Here is a 15,673-nt window from a genome sequence, read left to right on the forward strand (position 1 = left end):
AGATAACGTAATTCCGCGACTTTTCTGTTAGAAACGTAACACGAAATCCTGCCTGGGCTGCTCGCGCCTGAAGAAAACGAGCCCTACCCAGAATAAATCGATGGTAACGCTGACCGACGGGTGCGCTTTTATGTAGGCCCACGCCTGTTCCATCTCGTCCGACCAATGAATATCGTCGAAGACAAAAACCGTATCGTTATGGATTTTCGTCAGGCAGGTTTCGAAATAACGGACGGTCGGTTCGTAGCGGTGATTAGCATCGAAAAATACAAAATCGACAGGTTGGGTAGCTGCTACGTGACTTGTCAGGGTTTCGTCCAGATTACCAATTACAACGTTTACATTTTCAATACTCAACTGCTCAAAATTCTGCCGGGCGATGGAGGCTATTTCAGGACAACCTTCGAACGTAGTAACCTGTCCGCCAGACGATTTGGTAGCTTCGGCCAGATAAGCCGTTGTAAGGCCAAACGACGTACCTAAATCAAGAATGATTTTTGCTTCGAACCGCTGAATTAACCGGAACAGCAGCCGTCCAAAACGGTCTGGTTTCTGGGAATTACGGGCGATATCGCCGATGCTACGTTGCCGGGACGTATTGACGCGCGAACCAGCTCCCAAATCGGTTACAGTTATAAACTGGCGGCTGTTACGCAGTATTTTTCGTAATTGTTGAACAGACGCAAAAAAGGGGTGCGGAGCCTGTTTGGCTCGAATTATCTGCGTATACAGCGAAAAAAGAAAGGGAGAATGAAGCGAATGTTCGTCGCGGGCGCGACTCAAATAGCGGAAGTAAGCGGCAATCAAAATGTATAATGGTTAATGTATAATGAATGCCAATCATTACGCATTAACCATTATACATTTTGGATTAATTCAATTTATAAGGCACCACCATCGTAAACTCCGGGATGTTTACGCGGAGTTGTTTGCCATCGATGATACGTTCGACGAGGTACGTACCGACCATCTTGCCGATGCTCGACCGAAGATTACAACCCGATACGTATTCATGCACTTCGCCGGGTTCGAGTACTGGCTGTAAACCCACTACCCCTTCACCCTCTACTTCGCGAACTGTGCCGTTCGAGTCGTAAATTAACCAATGACGCCGAAGCAACTGGATGGTGCAGTCGCTGGCATTTTCGATGGTAATACGGTAGGTGAATACGTAGTGCGACTGGAGCGGACTGGAGTAATCGGCCTGATACTCTGTCTTTACACTAACTTTCACGCCTTCTGTTACGGACGAAACCATAAAATTCCTATCGTTTGCAACCTTAGAACGAAAATTAAGTTGATTAGTTTTGTTACGCAAGAACCGTTCTCAAAAAATTTCCGATAATCGCTTTCTGTGCACGTAGTCCCATAATGCCGAATCACCCTTATCAGTTCCCAACTCATGAACGTATCCATCGCTGAATCGTGGAAAAATCACCTGCAACCCGAGTTCGATAAACCTTATTTTGCTACGTTGGCTGAGTTTCTGCGCCACGAATACAGTACCCAGCGTGTGTATCCACCCGGTAAGCTGATGTTCAATGCATTTGACAAATGCAGTTTCGACGATGCACGCGTAGTTATTCTGGGTCAGGATCCATATCATGGGGAAGGACAAGCCAATGGACTCGCATTTTCGGTGGCTGATGGCATTACCAAGCCGCCCTCGCTAATCAATATTTTCAAGGAAATCCAGGACGATCTCGGCAAACCTGTACCTAAATCCGGTAATTTGGAACGATGGGCGAGTCAGGGCGTTATGCTTCTCAATTCAACGTTAACGGTTCGGGCGGGGCAGGCCGGTTCGCATCAGGGGAAAGGTTGGGAAACATTTACAGATGCCGTTATCAAGCTCATTTCCGACGAAAAACAGAACGTAGTATTCATGCTCTGGGGTGCTTACGCCCAAAAGAAAGGAGCAGTTATCGACGGAAAAAAACACCTGATCCTGAAAGCCAAACACCCATCGCCTATGGCCGCACAATGGGGTGGCTGGTTTGGCACCAAACATTTCAGTCAGGCCAATACGTATCTGGAAAGCAAAGGATTAGCGCCTATAGAGTGGTAGTTTTTTCAATAGCATGTTTTGACCATCCCAACCCCCTCCTAAAACAGGAGGGGGTTGGGATGGTACATTATCTCGCACGCTTCAAATCCGTTTGCAACCCGGCGCAAATCCAGTTGGCCAGGGCTTGTCGATTATCAGCTATCAGGAAGCGCCGTTGGTCCTTGTCGTTTTGAATATTTCCCAGTTCAATAAAAACGGTGGGCGGATGGCTATTTTTCACTACGTATAGACTGCTCCTGTCCGACACGGTTCCCGAATAATCACGCCCCGGCTGGCTGCGTTTATAGCCTGATTTAAAACTCTTGTGAATATGTTTTGCCAGACGTTTGCCCGGTTTGCTATTCTCGTGGTGATAGAAAAAGACATCGATTTTCTCTCCCTGGCTCCGACTATCAACGTGAATGGTTACCAGCCGCTGATATTTAGCTTTGAGCCTGCTGTGTAGTCGATTAACGGCGTCGGTACACTGGCGTAGACGCTTAACCTGATCCAGCGGAATAGTCTGATCTCCGTAAGCGACCTCATCATGATCCATCTTCAGAATTTTATCATCTCGTATGCCATCGTTCGGATCACGTACCATCATGTACACGGCTGCTCCATGTTCCATCAGCGCGCGGGCAAGCCGAATCGTTACGTCGTAGGCGTATTCATCTTCGGCCAATGGTTGTTTTCCATAATAACCGATAGCGCCAGGGTCAGGGCCACCGTGGCCAGAAGCCAGATAATAAACCGCACCACGTAACGATCTGTCTTTGAGCGTAACACGAGTATATTTTTTTCCGAATAACGGCACTGAAACGGTTAAAACGTCTTTCTTCGCATTTGCTACGTTCGGGATTGTCGCCTTCGTCTTACGGGATACATTATTGATACGTTTCTTACCTGGTTTTTTGATTGTGGAAATAATTTTCTCTTTCCCGCGGGCAATTACCTGACATTCTTCCCCGGAAATCAAAAGCAGAGTCAGGCCAAACAGCAAGCCAACGTAACGACTTATAAGCCGTTCCCGCAAGAACTCTATTACGTTATTCCTAGCCATACACATCTTCGGATACACGCTTAAAACGGCTGGACAGCCAATAAAATTACGTAATGAAAACCCCCAAACTTGCGACCAACGGCACAAATTTGGGGGCTATATTGTCTATTCAGGTTTGTTAGTCAATCGTTCTGAACAGTCGATTCCAGCGGATTTTATTCCAGATATTGGCCGGGTTTGGATCAATCGACATCCAGACAAATACCGCTTTCCCCACGATGTGATCTTCAGGCACAAAGCCCCAGAAACGCGAATCCAGCGAGTTATCGCGGTTATCGCCCATCATGAAATAGTAATCCTGTTTGAAGGTATATACCGTAACTGGCTGCCCACCAATTTTAACGGCGTTCGGCGTCAGTTCTACTTTTTCGTTGCCTTCATAGAGCTCAATCACCGGACCGTAGATTGCAATTGTCTGCGGATTGATTTGAATGGTCGCCCCTTTTTTCGGAATCGTGATAGGGCCAAAATTATCGTGATTCCATTTAAACGTTGGCGTACCATAGACCGACGGCATCATCTCACCAGGCTTGTCGGTCATGGGTTCGATGCCTTTTACCCAGTCGAACCCTTTGAATTGAGCAATAACGGCTTCTGTCGTATTTACGCTATACCCAACCAGTTTCGAGGTTTTCGTCGAATCGTTGTATTCTTCGAGCGGTTTCCAGTTTTCAGTTGGCTGATTCGGATCGCGGTAATCGTTGACGATTTCGTATTTGCGGAAGAACGTAGCATCCAAAATTTCGGTTGTTTTCACGAAATATTTCTGCTCTGAACGAGCTGGTTTTGCAAACGGTTTTCCATTTACAATCACTTCGCGCTGACGAACTTCCAATACGTCGCCCGGAATGCCAACGCACCGTTTAATATAGTTGGTTTTCAGATCGACCGGGTAATCGATGTTGTCGTTCAGGTACTTAGGCGGTACGTTGAAAACCACTACGTCGCCATTTTTCACATGTGTAAAACCAGGAAGGCGGTACGATGGCAACTGAATGGCCGTGCTGTAAGATGGAATATCGGTACCCCAGATTTTCTGGTGCGTGAGCGGTACCTGCAAAGGTGTGCGCGGTGTACGCGTGCCGTAGTGCAGTTTGCTCACAAACAGAAAATCGCCCACCATCAGGCTGTTTTCCATCGAAGGCGTTGGAATGGTGAACGCTTCCATGAACAGCCACCGGATGAGCGTAGCAGCCACTACGGCAAACAGAATCGAATCGAACCACTCGCGAAGGGGCGACTTCTTAGGCTTGGCCGACGACCTTTCTTCGGCTTTGGTTTTTACTTCAGACACGTGGATTAATGATGAATTATGAACGATAATTTATGAACAAGATGCCGAAGCACTGAATTCTGCCTAATAAAATACGAAATTACGAAGATGTAGCGGTTTTATTGACCCACTTATCATTCATAATTCATCATTCGCCACTTCCCAGCAGGTCATCCATACCAAATACACCCTGACGACCAGCAAGCCACTCGGCAGCAATCACGGCTCCGAGCGCAAATCCCTGCCGGCTATTTGCTACGTGCTTGATCTCAATTCGGTCAACATCCGATTCGTAACGTACCGTGTGAATACCCGGCACAGCTCCTTCCCGTAGCGCTTCAATTTCGATGGCGTCATCACTGACCTCAACCGGCTCATTTCCTGCTTCATTGGTCACCCAACGACGTTTGTTTGGCAGATGCTCCATAACACCTTCCGCCAACGTAATGGCTGTTCCGCTGGGCGCGTCTTTCTTTTCGGTATGGTGAATTTCGGTCATCGATACGTGGTACGATGGGTAATCGCGCATGAACTTGGCCAGCACTTTGTTCAGGCGAAAAAACAGATTGACGCCGATGCTGTAGTTCGATGCGTAGAAAAAAGCGCCTTTTCGCTCCTCACAAAGCTGCTCAATTTCGGTACGGTGGCCTAGCCAGCCGGTCGTACCACAAACTATAGGCCAGCTACGTTCCAGACAGTATTTAATGTTCGTAACTGCCGATTCAGGCGAACTGAATTCAATGACGACATCCACATCGTCAGGTTCGAGGTTGGCTAAATCCGTCTGATTGTTCACATCAATACGTCCGGCAATCTGGTGCCCCCGCTCAAGCGCAATTTGCTCGATGGTTTTACCCATTTTACCGTAGCCAAGAAGAAGAATATTCATAAGCAAGCAGTGGTAATATATGATGTATGTGGGTATAGATCTTATATCCTACATCATACATCGTTTCATTTAAAAGTTAATGCAATTCTTACCCCCGGTACTGGCCCTGTTCCAGGAATGGGCAGTACGTTAGGTTCGATGCGCATTGAAATATCGTCCGATAAATCGAAAGTTTTCAGGTGGGCCGCTACGTTAGCTTCCACTGCATTCAGTGCATAAAGCACGACCGACAGAATTACATTCAAATCGCGATAACGACGGTACGTATCATAGGCATTTTTAGCCGTAGCCACCGAATACACTTTAAAACCGCTGATAGTCACTGATTCTGGCTTGGCACCATAAACAGGTGGAATAGTAAACGTATTGTTTCCAATCAGGTTTGCAGGTATCGTACCAGCCGCTAAACTTACAGATTGAGCCGCTTGTAGTACTGGAGCGAACAACAATTGCCGGTATCCATTGGCGGCCTCGTTAGCCAGTCCATTGTATTTAAAAAACAAATAACCCATTACGCCAAAACCAGCGTAAATGAAGGGTATTTTGTAATACTGACGATTATAAGCCTGCCCCATTCCCGGCAAAATCAACGAGCGAATGGTAGCCTGTTTCGGGATAATCTTATGCTTGCTTACTTTTTTTGCAACCCGACTTGTATCAGGATGATCCAGCGAAGTCGAATCGCCGGGAACGACGGCCGTTCGAATACCAGCTGGTTCAGTTGGTACCATTATCCCGTTCCGACGTATCACGGCGGGCAACGTATCAGAAATCGAACGTATCAGTCGGGTCGAATCGATGGGGGCTGGTGTGGGAGCTGGTACCAAAATCGGGTTTTGCGCCATCAGCGAGTTAACCGACGTAACAACCAGCAGCAGTGCTCCCAGAAATCTCAAAATTGGGTTCATGCATAAACAACGCCCGAACATCCAGGCTTTGCCCCGGTTATCCACCCTTTTAAGGTAATTTAACACGGTTATGCCTGGGAGTTCAGTACCTCCAGAATTTTAGTCAATTCTTCCTGCGAGGTAAACGGAATTTTGATTTCGCCCTTGTGTTTTTCGTCGGCTTTAATGGAAACGCGCGTACCGAACAAGGATGATAATTTAAATTGAAGGCTGCGCATTTCCTGTTTCGGCAACGTAACACGACGGGAGGTCGTCATCGTTAGATCCTGTGCGTCGTCAGAAAGATTTCGAACCGCTTCCTCAACTTTCCGCACAGACCATTCTTCATCCACTACTTTATTGAAAAGCCGAATCTGAGTATCAGGATTTTCAATGTTGATGATGGCACGAGCATGACCCATCGAAATCTTGTTGTCACGTAGAGACGCCTGAATCACAGGCGGCAGTTTCAGCAGGCGGATGTAGTTGTTAACGGTGGTACGGTTCTTTCCAACGCGCTCGCCCAGTTCTTCCTGTTTCAAGCTACACTCGGTAATGAGCCGCTGGTAGCTGAGAGCAATTTCGATGGCGTTTAGGTTTTCGCGCTGAATGTTCTCGATCAGCGCCATTTCCAGCATCTGCTGGTCGTTGGCGGTACGTACGTAAGCAGGAATATGCGTCAGACCGGCAATTTTCGACGCCTGCAAACGACGTTCACCCGCAATTAACTGATAACGCTCTTTACCTAACTGACGTACCGTAATAGGCTGAATGATACCTTGTGTTCGGATGGAGTCGGCAAGTTCCTGAAGAGCTTCCTCGTCGAAACGCGTACGGGGCTGAAACGGGTTTGCTTCTATTTGCGACAAACCAATTTCCGTCATCGTACTAATCGACTCATATGGAGAGGGTTTCGACTGCCGGCTGACCGATTCGTTATCGTGCAGCAAGGCACCTAGCCCTCGGCCCAGTCCTATCATCTTCTTACTCGGTGCTTTTGCGTTATCCATGGTAAAGATGTATGATATAGGATGTAGGATATATGATGTACAACCACTCGGCGGCAATTATACCGCACGGGCGGCCCCGATTATACCTCATACATCATACACGTTTTAAGCTTCCTGCGGCATCATGCCGTTCTTAATCAGAATTTCACGGGCTAGATTGAGGTAGCTAACAGCTCCTTTGCTATCGGCGTCCTGCGCCAGCGCGGGTACGCCAAAGCTGGGCGATTCACTCAGCCTGATATTACGCGGGATGATGGTATTGAAAACCATCTGTTGAAAATGGGTCGTTACTTCACTCACAACCTGATTCGACAACCGAACGCGCAGATCATACATGGTAAGCAATATCCCCTCAATGGCCAGGTGCGTATTGAGCCGCGACTGAATAATTTTGATGGTATTCAGCAGTTTACCCAACCCTTCGAGAGCGAAATACTCACACTGTACCGGAATGATAACCGAATCCGCAGCCGTCAGGCTATTGATGGTAATCAGGCCTAACGAGGGCGAACAGTCGATGATGATGAAGTCGTATTCTTCGCGCAATCCGTCGAGTGTGCTTTTCATCTTGTCCTCCCGATTCTGGAGGTTAATCATCTCAATTTCGGCCCCAACCAGATCAATGTGTGAGGGCAATAAATCAAGATTCGGAAAATCCGTCTGAATAATGGCATCGTGCGGACGTACGCCTTCTACCATACATTCGTAAATGCTGTTTTCGATTTCTTTAGGATTGTAACCCAGACCCGAGGTGGAATTCGCCTGCGGATCTGCATCAACAATGAGCGTCTGAAATTCGAGAGCGGCCAAACTGGCTGCTAAATTGATCGTTGTCGTAGTTTTACCGACGCCACCTTTTTGGTTGGCGATAGCAATCACTTTACCCATGGGTCTGTACGTTGCAGTTTCAAATATGCCGGAATGTTTCCACGAATCCAAGAATGTTCCACGGAATGTTTCACAAATATAAATGAACCCTCTGCCCCAATTGAGCCAGTCGGCTGAGTCATAAAGATTTGTTTAAATAGATTTCCGGAAACCGCCCAACTACGTAAAGCAACTAACGTACCAAACCGGAGCACAAACGTAAGAGGGCGTTCTGCATGATCTGTATGCCATTACTCTGAGTAATGGCATACAGATCATGCAGAACGCCCTCTTACGTAACGGCAAACAGTTTTGCCAGCAGCCGAGATAAAGGCAGAAGACAAAACACCAGAAGAGCCAGTGGAAATGAAGCAAAAGCAGCTACCCAGGCCGCATTCATCACAATCAGCGACAAAACGCCCGCCTTCACCGCTATACCAATGTTACGTCCAACGGGTTCTTTGACGGCCCGCCAGAGCGGAGGGAAAATATAATAGCCAAATAGTGCCAGAAAAGGCAGAGCCGTTCCCAACTGATGCTGCCGTTGAGCCAGAGCCGCTACGCATCCAATGACCAGCGCGTAAAGCAACCCCGCAAATTGCAACGTAGTAGAACGTCCTCCGTGCACTTCGCCCCGACTAATCATAGTGATGGCGGCAATGTATACAATCGGAATCAGGCCAACCCAGGCCCAGGGCATTACCTGATCAGGTAGAATACTCACACCAAGGAGTAAGTTCAGGCCACGACACAGTCCCATATTCAGCGGCCCCAGCAGATTATGGTGCTTGCCAAATCGATCGTAAACGAGTGAGGCTATAGCAATGCCAATCGCCAGAAAACCTGCTGTCTGATTCACCAGAAACGAGCAGGCAATTCCTACAGCGAGTAGAAATAGTCCTAACGCCACAGCCGTACTTTTATGTACTACGCCACTGGGAATCGGGCGTTCGGGGCGCTCGATGGCGTCTAATTCAGCATCAAATACATCGTTAAAAACAATACCACCGCCATACAACCCAACCGTTGCCAAGCAAAGCCAACCTACTGGGGCCGGAGGGGGATTCATATCCAGAAAATAACCGGCAATTGCCATCCCCGCCAGTACGTCAGCAATCGCCGTAACCAGATTCGCCGGACGTGTGAGGGAAAGAAGAGGTTTTAGCATAAAGAGCGAAAGAGCGAAAGAGTGAAAGAGCGAAAGTTTATACGCCAACCTGACTACTGGAACAGCACTCTTTCACTCATTCACTTTTTCGCTCTTTATTTAATTATCGTTGATTCCTTATCAACCCGTGGCGCTTGGCCACCACGTAGCACCGAGCTACCATTGTAACGTTTGCTCTGGTCGATGTTTAAGGGTTGGGTGAGTTCTTCAAGACTAAGTTGTCCGCTTTGCGCGAAGGCGGTAACGGCGTTGGTGAACGTAACGAGACGTATTGATTCGTCCGAAATGCCGCGCTGCTTCATCAGCGCTGCCGTTTTAGGCACGGCCAATGGGTCACTGATTCCCCAGTCGGCGGCTGAATTGATCATGATACGTTCCGGACCGTATTGCTTCACAATGTCGACCATACGTTCGTTACCCATTTTGGTGAACGGATAAATCGTAAAACCAGCCCAGAAGCCCCGGTCGAGCACTTCCTTAACCGTTTCCTCATTATTGTGATCGACAATCACCATGCCGGGGTCGATGCCATGTTCGATGGCGATGTCCATGCTACGTGTCGTTCCCTGCTTTTTATCGCGGTGGGGGGTATGAATCTGCACAGGCAGATTGGCTTCTTTGGCCAGTTCGAGTTGGGCGCGGTAATATTTGTCTTCGGCGGGCGTCTGATCGTCAAAGCCGATTTCACCCACGCCTACTACGCCTTCCTTATAGATGAAAAGCGGCAGGATTTCCATAACCTGTTCGGCCAATTCTAGCTGATTAGCTTCCTTGGAGTTTAAGCCAATGGTGCAATAATGCCGAATACCGAACTGCGATGCCCGAAACCGCTCCCAGCCCACCAGACTGGCGAAATAATCCCGAAATGAGTCGACGCCGGTACGTGGCTGGCCCAGCCAGAAAGCTGGTTCAATCATAGCTACTACGCCGGCATCGGCCATCGCCTGATAATCGTCAGTAGTTCGGGAGGTCATGTGGACGTGCATATCGAAAAACGACATGCCCCGAATTGAATCCATAAAATCCATACGCGCTGCTAAAAAGTTAACGGAATAATTATTCCGTTGATAGACGTAACAAAGTTCTTAAAAATTTTGGGCCCGACAGGTCATTTTTTCACATGATTTTAAGCTTCATTTTTCAAACTTCGGCCTCATCCGTTCGTTCTATAAGTAGTATACAACAAATTCACTCATGAAAATGCTTCAACAACAGTGGTCAGGAAAAGGAAGCCTATGGGTATTACTACTCCTGACTGTAGGCGGGGCTCTGACAGCCTGCCGCGACAACGCTATCAGTGATTTGAGTCCAGCAGATAGCCCGGTTTATATTACCAACTACGACCGTTCGATTAACTTCGGGCAGTACAAAACGTTCAGTTTACCCGATTCAGTTATCATTGAGTCGAACAATAGCTATGCAACAGCGAAGAATTCTATCTCAGATCGCTTCGTGAGTAACGTAGCGAACGCACTGACTTCCCGAGGATTTCAACGGGTCGATAGAGGTCAAAAGGCCGATTTGGGCGTAGCGGTTATTCTGGTTAATAATCAGTATACCGGCGTTGCGTCGAACCCCTATTCTTATTATTCGAATTATTGGGGATATGGAGGTTTGGGCGGTTATGGCTATTCGCCGTATTCTCCCAGCTATTACACCTACGAAGTCACAGATCGTTACTGGGAAATTCAGATTGTCGACTTAAAGAATAGCCCGACTACCAGCGCAGGACAGCAGCAACAGCTATCCGTCGTTTACGATGCCACTATTCGTGGTGCCGACATTATTGATACGCAGTCGGTTGATGCTGCTACGTCGGCTATTTTCAGTCAATCACCTTATTTACAAGTAACCCGCTAATTCGTCATGAAACGCCTTATTGCATTAATTGCCCTGGTGAGCCTGACAACAGTAGGCCGGGCACAAAACAGAACCGACTACGAATCGTCGATGTACGACCGATACGTAACGTTCAATATATCAGCCCGTTACGGAGTCGTTGCTCCAATGGGTGGACAGAAGGGATACATCAACAAGCTATCTCCTACCAATTTCGCCCTCGATGGTGAATGGTTGTTTCCGCAGCGATTTTCGCTTGGTCTGAAATCAGGTTATCAGTATTCGCAGCAACGTATTGGTCGGCAGGTCTATCAGTATGAAGATCAGTCTATTTCTGCCGTGCAGACCCGTACGCTCACGATTATTCCGGCGATGGCTTCTTTATCGTATTATTTCGCGGATAATGCAGCTGCGATTCGACCTTATATTCAAATGGCCGGCGGAGGAGCTTTTGTGGATTACACCAATTACTACGGGCCGCTCGCCGACCAGCAAACCGGTTTTAAAGGAGCCATCGCACCAGCCATTGGACTAAAGTTTTATAGTGGTCGCGAACGGGGTCTGGGAGCTGAAATACAGGCCCAGTATCAGAACGTATTTTTCAACTATGACTTGCTGAAAAACAGCGCACCGGCACTAATGCTATCGGTCGGCATTTGTTATCGTTGGTATTAACGTAGTGAAGTTACTTCAATTAAGGCTCATATACCCCTAAATTCCCTGAAGGGGAATTTAGGGGTAAGATACACGACCTACATTACTAATTAAAACGCTACGTCAGCAATTCAATATTCGGTGGCAGGCTACGGCCGGCGGCTCTACGTTCAGCGGCATAATCGGCCAGCGTATGAGCCAGTCGGTCGTTTTTGCGTTCATGCAGACCGGTAATCTGCGTTACGTCCTTATCAGTAAAAAACGCTTTCAAAATCATCTGATTCCAGGCCGCTTCATCGAAATAATCCATCGCGTAGGGGTTGTGTAGCATAATGGCCGACTGCACATCAGCGATGTTATTCCGAATCCCCTCCGTCGCCTGGAATCGCCAGCTTTCTGGAAAGGCCAATACCGGCAGTGCGGAGTAAAGCGCGACCAATTCGTTGAGTTCGGCAGCTTTGAAAAGTTGGCTGATCGTCTTTACGTAAGTTGTCTCATCATCGGCCGGAAGTTGCAAAAGCCACCAGACGCGAGCCAATCGGTCAAGCGTCCAGCCTTCGGCCGTAAAGCGGGGGCGTTGTCGCTCAAGAGCAAATGCCATGTCCGGTGCTACGTCGACAGGATGTTTTCCGACATAACGAGGAATGGCGGTAAAAACGCGGTAAAACTGCGACGTCTGCGGATTCGCCTGGAACGTAGCGGCTTGCTGACGCAGATAATCGACCGCTTTTTCGGAATCAGGTTGCTGTTCAATAAGGTAGAACAGCGTTTGGCTCATCTGAGAGATATTCATGGTGCAAAGGTACCTGAAGGAATCATTACTCTTCTTTTCAAAAACACATTAGGTGCCTGCCATACTCACCTTTAGAATCTAATTGAGATTGCGATTTTTGTCATTCTGAGGAACGAGGAATCTTAAATTCTCCTGACACTCAGGTAAGGATGTTTTAAGATTCCTCGTTCCTCAGAATGACAAAAGCACTCATTTAATCAATTTAAAATAGATTTCAATCAAACGCTACGTTTGTTTTTGACTATGAAAAAACTGCTTCTTGTTACGTTCGCGGTTATCGGTTTATTGCCCTATGCTACGTTCGCTCAAGCCACTACCGAGTATACCTGGTGGAACCCGATTCAGAGTAGTTTTCCGGTAATAGAAGGGCAGGGATGGCCAGCCAGCGCGCTACAGAATCCCTACGACCGGCTTCCAGCAAAGGTCGAAAAAAGCGTTCGGACACCCGTCTGGAATCTATCGCATAACGCAGCTGGCTTATTGATACGTTTCCGAGCCAGCACCGATCAAGTTGTTGTTCGCTACGTAGTTACCGGCAAAAAAGAACTTCCTCACATGCCCGCTACCGGTGTCAGTGGTGTCGATTTATACGCCGTCAACAGTGATGGCGATGCGCTTTGGTGTGCTGGAAAATATACATTTGGCGATACTATTCAATACAAGTTTACCGGCCTCGAACCCAACGATACGTATCACCAGAAAGGGCGTGAATATCGCTTGTATCTACCACTCTACAACTCCGTTAAATGGCTCGAAATCGGCGTACCGACCAGCGTTACGTTAACACCCCTACCCGTTCGTATCGAAAAACCGATTGTGGTTTACGGTACATCAATTGCTCAGGGCGCCTGTGCCTCACGACCCGGTATGGCCTGGCCTGCAATTCTAGGTCGTAAGCTCGATCGACCAGTAATTAATCTCGCGTTCTCCGGTAATGGCCGTCTCGAAAAGGAAATTATTGACATTTTACCCGATATCGACGCCAATATATACGTACTGGATTGCCTACCAAACCTCGTGGCAGCGGCCGGAACAAAGCCCGACGAGTTGAAAGAAAAGATCACTACGTCGGTGAAAACGCTACGTCAGCGTAAACCCGATACACCAATTTTACTGGTCGAACATGCTGGCTATAGCGACGGGGGTACGAATACAATCCGGCGGCAGCAATACAACGATGCCAACGTAGTGATGGAACAGGCTTTTGCACAATTGAAAGGCGAAGGCATCAAAAATCTGTACATTCTACCTTATTCGGCCATTAATATGGATACCGACGCGACGGTTGATGGCACACATCCTACCGATCTGGGCATGCAGGAATACGCCGACGCCTACGAACGTAGCATTCGCAAAATCCTGAACGAACCCATCGGCGACGTAGTAACCTTGAAACCGCGCACACAATATCGTGATGCACGTGTGTACGACTGGGAAACGCGCCACCGCGAAATTATGGCTCGCGTACAGAGTAAACCACCCCGAATTCTGTTCATCGGAAACTCAATCACACATTTCTGGGGTGGCGAATCGACGGGAGCGACACTACGTGGTGCTGATAGTTGGGATGCCGTTATGAAGCCGTTGGACGTACTGAATCTGGGCTACGGCTGGGACCGTATCGAAAACGTATTGTGGCGCGTTTACCACGGCGAACTCGATGGTTATCAGGCAATTCAGATTGCGCTGATGATTGGCACCAACAACCTCCAACTTAATTCCGATGCCGAAATCAGTAACGGCCTGTCGTTTCTGGTACGTGCCATACAAACCCGCCAGCCCAACGCCGACATTCTGCTGATTGGCATTTTACCCCGACGTAATGAAGAAGCGCGAATTGCCCAGTTAAATCAACGTATCGCCCAGGCTGCCGGCGAGTTAAACGTTACGTTCATCCAGCCCGGAACGGTTTTTTTAAAATCGGATGGAAAAATAGACGAATCGATGTTTAGCGACGGGCTCCACCCAAACGCCGAAGGTTACCGACAATTACTGACCAAACTTCAGCCTTACTTAAAGCCAGTTGAAGCAGACTCCAAACGGAAGAAATAGGAGAATTTCGCACAACGTAGTAATGCGGCTTTCACTCATGCTACGTATCAACTGCTTTATTCTTTCTTCGCCTTTGGATGCGCCTGATCGTAGGTCTTTTTCAATTGTTCCAGGCTGGTATGCGTGTAAATCTGGGTAGCAGCCAGACTACTGTGACCAAGTAAATCCTTGATGGCGTTCAGATCGGCTCCGCGGTTGAGCAAGTGCGTGGCGAAGCTGTGACGTAGCACGTGCGGACTTTTCTTTTCGAGAGTAGTGATTAGCTCCAGATGGCGTTTTACGATACGTTGAATCAGCACTGGGTAGGCCGCAACGCCTTTGTCGCTCACAATCAGAACACTATTATCGGCCTGCCCGGAAAACTCTGTTTCTTTCAGTTGAGTATACTGCTGAATCAGCTCAAAAAGAGGCTGTGTCAGCGGCACAATCCGATGTTTGTTTCGTTTGCCCAATACAGTAATCGTTTTATTGTACAGGTTAACGTCGGCCATTTTCAGACCAATTAATTCACTCAACCGGATGCCGGTCCCATAAAGTAATTCGAGCACCAGCTTATCACGAATTCCAGCAAACGTATCCGGAAAATCAATGTCTGTCAGCAGGGTTTCCATGGGTTTTTCTTCCACGTAAACCGGCAGTTTTCGGCTGGCTTTCAACGCCTGAATTTTCATCATCGGATCAATGTCAATCACTTTCCGACGTAGCAGAAATCCATAAAAGCTTCGTAACGTAGCAATCTTGCGATTCACCGACGATTTATCCATTTCGCCCTCCACCAGACTCACAATCCACGACCGAATGTGCCGAAAATCAGCTTTTTCGGGCTGGTCGATGTTGCACTCCGTCGCCAGAAACGTACTGAATTGCTCCAGGTCTTTGGTATAAGCCGTCAGCGTATGATGGCTCAGCCGTTTTTCGAAGCGGATGTATTGGAGGAAGTCTGAACTCATCTGAACCGGGATTTAGCAGATTTAGGGATTTTCTGGATTTTGCTTGGTCAATTTCAAAATAATAGCTTTAAAGCAGAGAAAACAAAATCTGTTTTAATCCTTAAATCTGCTAAATCCCGGTCCAAAATCCAGAAAATCCATGAATCTGCTAAATCCCGGTTCAGACATTCCAGTTCCAACA

16 protein-coding genes are annotated in these 15,673 nt (G+C 47.8%); 4 read left to right on the forward strand and 12 right to left on the reverse strand.

Annotation, left to right across the window (positions count from 1 at the left end; genetic code table 11):
- Positions 1 to 27: 27 nt before the first annotated feature.
- Both IC229_RS08755 and apaG read right to left on the reverse strand, forming a co-directional pair.
- Complete coding sequence (locus tag IC229_RS08755; protein WP_190886577.1) at positions 28 to 807, reverse strand: O-methyltransferase; 780 nt, start codon at positions 805 to 807, stop codon at positions 28 to 30.
- A 64-nt stretch (positions 808 to 871) separates the two neighbouring features.
- Positions 872 to 1,258 (reverse strand): Co2+/Mg2+ efflux protein ApaG, encoded by a 387-nt coding sequence (gene apaG, locus IC229_RS08760; protein ID WP_190886578.1) that lies wholly within the window; start codon positions 1,256 to 1,258, stop codon positions 872 to 874.
- A gap of 144 nt (positions 1,259 to 1,402) precedes the next feature.
- Here apaG and ung point away from each other — a divergent pair, with 144 nt between their 5' ends.
- Positions 1,403 to 2,068 carry a uracil-DNA glycosylase gene (gene ung, locus IC229_RS08765; RefSeq protein WP_190886579.1) on the forward strand — a complete coding sequence of 222 codons (666 nt, stop codon included), beginning with the start codon at positions 1,403 to 1,405 and terminating at the stop codon, positions 2,066 to 2,068.
- A 67-nt stretch (positions 2,069 to 2,135) separates the two neighbouring features.
- Here the strand turns inward: ung and IC229_RS08770 are convergent, their stop codons facing one another.
- The 8 genes from IC229_RS08770 to IC229_RS08805 form a co-directional block, all read right to left on the reverse strand.
- Positions 2,136 to 3,110: an N-acetylmuramoyl-L-alanine amidase family protein gene (locus IC229_RS08770; protein ID WP_190886580.1), complete on the reverse strand. Its 975-nt coding sequence runs from the start codon at positions 3,108 to 3,110 to the stop codon at positions 2,136 to 2,138.
- Positions 3,111 to 3,228: 118 nt separating this feature from the next.
- The gene (gene lepB, locus IC229_RS08775) at positions 3,229 to 4,404 is read right to left on the reverse strand and encodes a signal peptidase I (RefSeq protein ID WP_190886581.1); all 1,176 of its coding nucleotides are present in this window, start codon (positions 4,402 to 4,404) and stop codon (positions 3,229 to 3,231) included.
- A gap of 127 nt (positions 4,405 to 4,531) precedes the next feature.
- Positions 4,532 to 5,272, reverse strand: a complete 741-nt coding sequence (gene dapB / locus IC229_RS08780; RefSeq protein WP_190886582.1) for a 4-hydroxy-tetrahydrodipicolinate reductase — start codon at positions 5,270 to 5,272, stop codon at positions 4,532 to 4,534.
- A gap of 65 nt (positions 5,273 to 5,337) precedes the next feature.
- Complete coding sequence (locus tag IC229_RS08785) at positions 5,338 to 6,180, reverse strand: DUF5683 domain-containing protein (protein WP_190886583.1); 843 nt, start codon at positions 6,178 to 6,180, stop codon at positions 5,338 to 5,340.
- A gap of 68 nt (positions 6,181 to 6,248) precedes the next feature.
- Entirely contained in the window at positions 6,249 to 7,169 is a 921-nt protein-coding gene (locus tag IC229_RS08790; RefSeq protein WP_190886584.1) for a ParB/RepB/Spo0J family partition protein, read from the reverse strand.
- Between the two features lie 105 nt (positions 7,170 to 7,274).
- A complete protein-coding gene (locus IC229_RS08795; RefSeq protein WP_190886585.1) occupies positions 7,275 to 8,057 on the reverse strand; it encodes a ParA family protein in 783 nt (260 codons plus the stop codon).
- A gap of 271 nt (positions 8,058 to 8,328) precedes the next feature.
- Positions 8,329 to 9,204 (reverse strand): UbiA-like protein EboC, encoded by an 876-nt coding sequence (gene eboC, locus IC229_RS08800; RefSeq protein ID WP_190886586.1) that lies wholly within the window; start codon positions 9,202 to 9,204, stop codon positions 8,329 to 8,331.
- Between the two features lie 95 nt (positions 9,205 to 9,299).
- Positions 9,300 to 10,232 (reverse strand): TatD family hydrolase, encoded by a 933-nt coding sequence (locus IC229_RS08805; RefSeq protein WP_190886587.1) that lies wholly within the window; start codon positions 10,230 to 10,232, stop codon positions 9,300 to 9,302.
- A 166-nt stretch (positions 10,233 to 10,398) separates the two neighbouring features.
- On the opposite strand from IC229_RS08805, the gene IC229_RS08810 reads away from it, so the two are divergent.
- The gene (locus tag IC229_RS08810; protein WP_190886588.1) at positions 10,399 to 11,064 is read left to right on the forward strand and encodes a DUF4136 domain-containing protein; all 666 of its coding nucleotides are present in this window, start codon (positions 10,399 to 10,401) and stop codon (positions 11,062 to 11,064) included.
- A gap of 6 nt (positions 11,065 to 11,070) precedes the next feature.
- The gene (locus IC229_RS08815) at positions 11,071 to 11,718 is read left to right on the forward strand and encodes a porin family protein (protein WP_190886589.1); all 648 of its coding nucleotides are present in this window, start codon (positions 11,071 to 11,073) and stop codon (positions 11,716 to 11,718) included.
- A gap of 97 nt (positions 11,719 to 11,815) precedes the next feature.
- Here IC229_RS08815 and IC229_RS08820 read toward each other — a convergent pair whose 3' ends face one another.
- A complete protein-coding gene (locus IC229_RS08820) occupies positions 11,816 to 12,490 on the reverse strand; it encodes an EboA domain-containing protein (protein WP_190886590.1) in 675 nt (224 codons plus the stop codon).
- Between the two features lie 243 nt (positions 12,491 to 12,733).
- On the opposite strand from IC229_RS08820, the gene IC229_RS08825 reads away from it, so the two are divergent.
- Entirely contained in the window at positions 12,734 to 14,542 is a 1,809-nt protein-coding gene (locus IC229_RS08825) for an SGNH/GDSL hydrolase family protein (protein ID WP_190886591.1), read from the forward strand.
- Positions 14,543 to 14,598: 56 nt separating this feature from the next.
- On the opposite strand, the gene IC229_RS08830 is transcribed toward IC229_RS08825, so the two are convergent.
- Entirely contained in the window at positions 14,599 to 15,492 is an 894-nt protein-coding gene (locus tag IC229_RS08830) for a tyrosine-type recombinase/integrase (protein WP_190886592.1), read from the reverse strand.
- Positions 15,493 to 15,673: the final 181 nt, after the last annotated feature.

Origin of the sequence: Spirosoma profusum (genome assembly GCF_014699005.1) — a bacterium.
In the GTDB taxonomy this organism is placed as follows: Bacteria; Bacteroidota; Bacteroidia; order Cytophagales; family Spirosomataceae; genus Spirosoma; species Spirosoma profusum.

Coding starts and splice junctions, on each gene's coding strand:
- apaG (WP_190886578.1), bottom strand. CDS start 1,258: ATGGTTTCGTCCGTAACAGAAGGCGTGAAAGTTAGTGTAAAGACAGAG.
- ung (WP_190886579.1), top strand. CDS start 1,403: ATGAACGTATCCATCGCTGAATCGTGGAAAAATCACCTGCAACCCGAG.
- IC229_RS08770 (WP_190886580.1), bottom strand. CDS start 3,110: ATGGCTAGGAATAACGTAATAGAGTTCTTGCGGGAACGGCTTATAAGT.
- dapB (WP_190886582.1), bottom strand. CDS start 5,272: ATGAATATTCTTCTTCTTGGCTACGGTAAAATGGGTAAAACCATCGAG.
- IC229_RS08785 (WP_190886583.1), bottom strand. CDS start 6,180: ATGAACCCAATTTTGAGATTTCTGGGAGCACTGCTGCTGGTTGTTACG.
- IC229_RS08790 (WP_190886584.1), bottom strand. CDS start 7,169: ATGGATAACGCAAAAGCACCGAGTAAGAAGATGATAGGACTGGGCCGA.
- IC229_RS08795 (WP_190886585.1), bottom strand. CDS start 8,057: ATGGGTAAAGTGATTGCTATCGCCAACCAAAAAGGTGGCGTCGGTAAA.
- eboC (WP_190886586.1), bottom strand. CDS start 9,204: ATGCTAAAACCTCTTCTTTCCCTCACACGTCCGGCGAATCTGGTTACG.
- IC229_RS08805 (WP_190886587.1), bottom strand. CDS start 10,232: ATGGATTTTATGGATTCAATTCGGGGCATGTCGTTTTTCGATATGCAC.
- IC229_RS08810 (WP_190886588.1), top strand. CDS start 10,399: ATGAAAATGCTTCAACAACAGTGGTCAGGAAAAGGAAGCCTATGGGTA.
- IC229_RS08815 (WP_190886589.1), top strand. CDS start 11,071: ATGAAACGCCTTATTGCATTAATTGCCCTGGTGAGCCTGACAACAGTA.
- IC229_RS08820 (WP_190886590.1), bottom strand. CDS start 12,490: ATGAATATCTCTCAGATGAGCCAAACGCTGTTCTACCTTATTGAACAG.
- IC229_RS08825 (WP_190886591.1), top strand. CDS start 12,734: ATGAAAAAACTGCTTCTTGTTACGTTCGCGGTTATCGGTTTATTGCCC.
- IC229_RS08830 (WP_190886592.1), bottom strand. CDS start 15,492: ATGAGTTCAGACTTCCTCCAATACATCCGCTTCGAAAAACGGCTGAGC.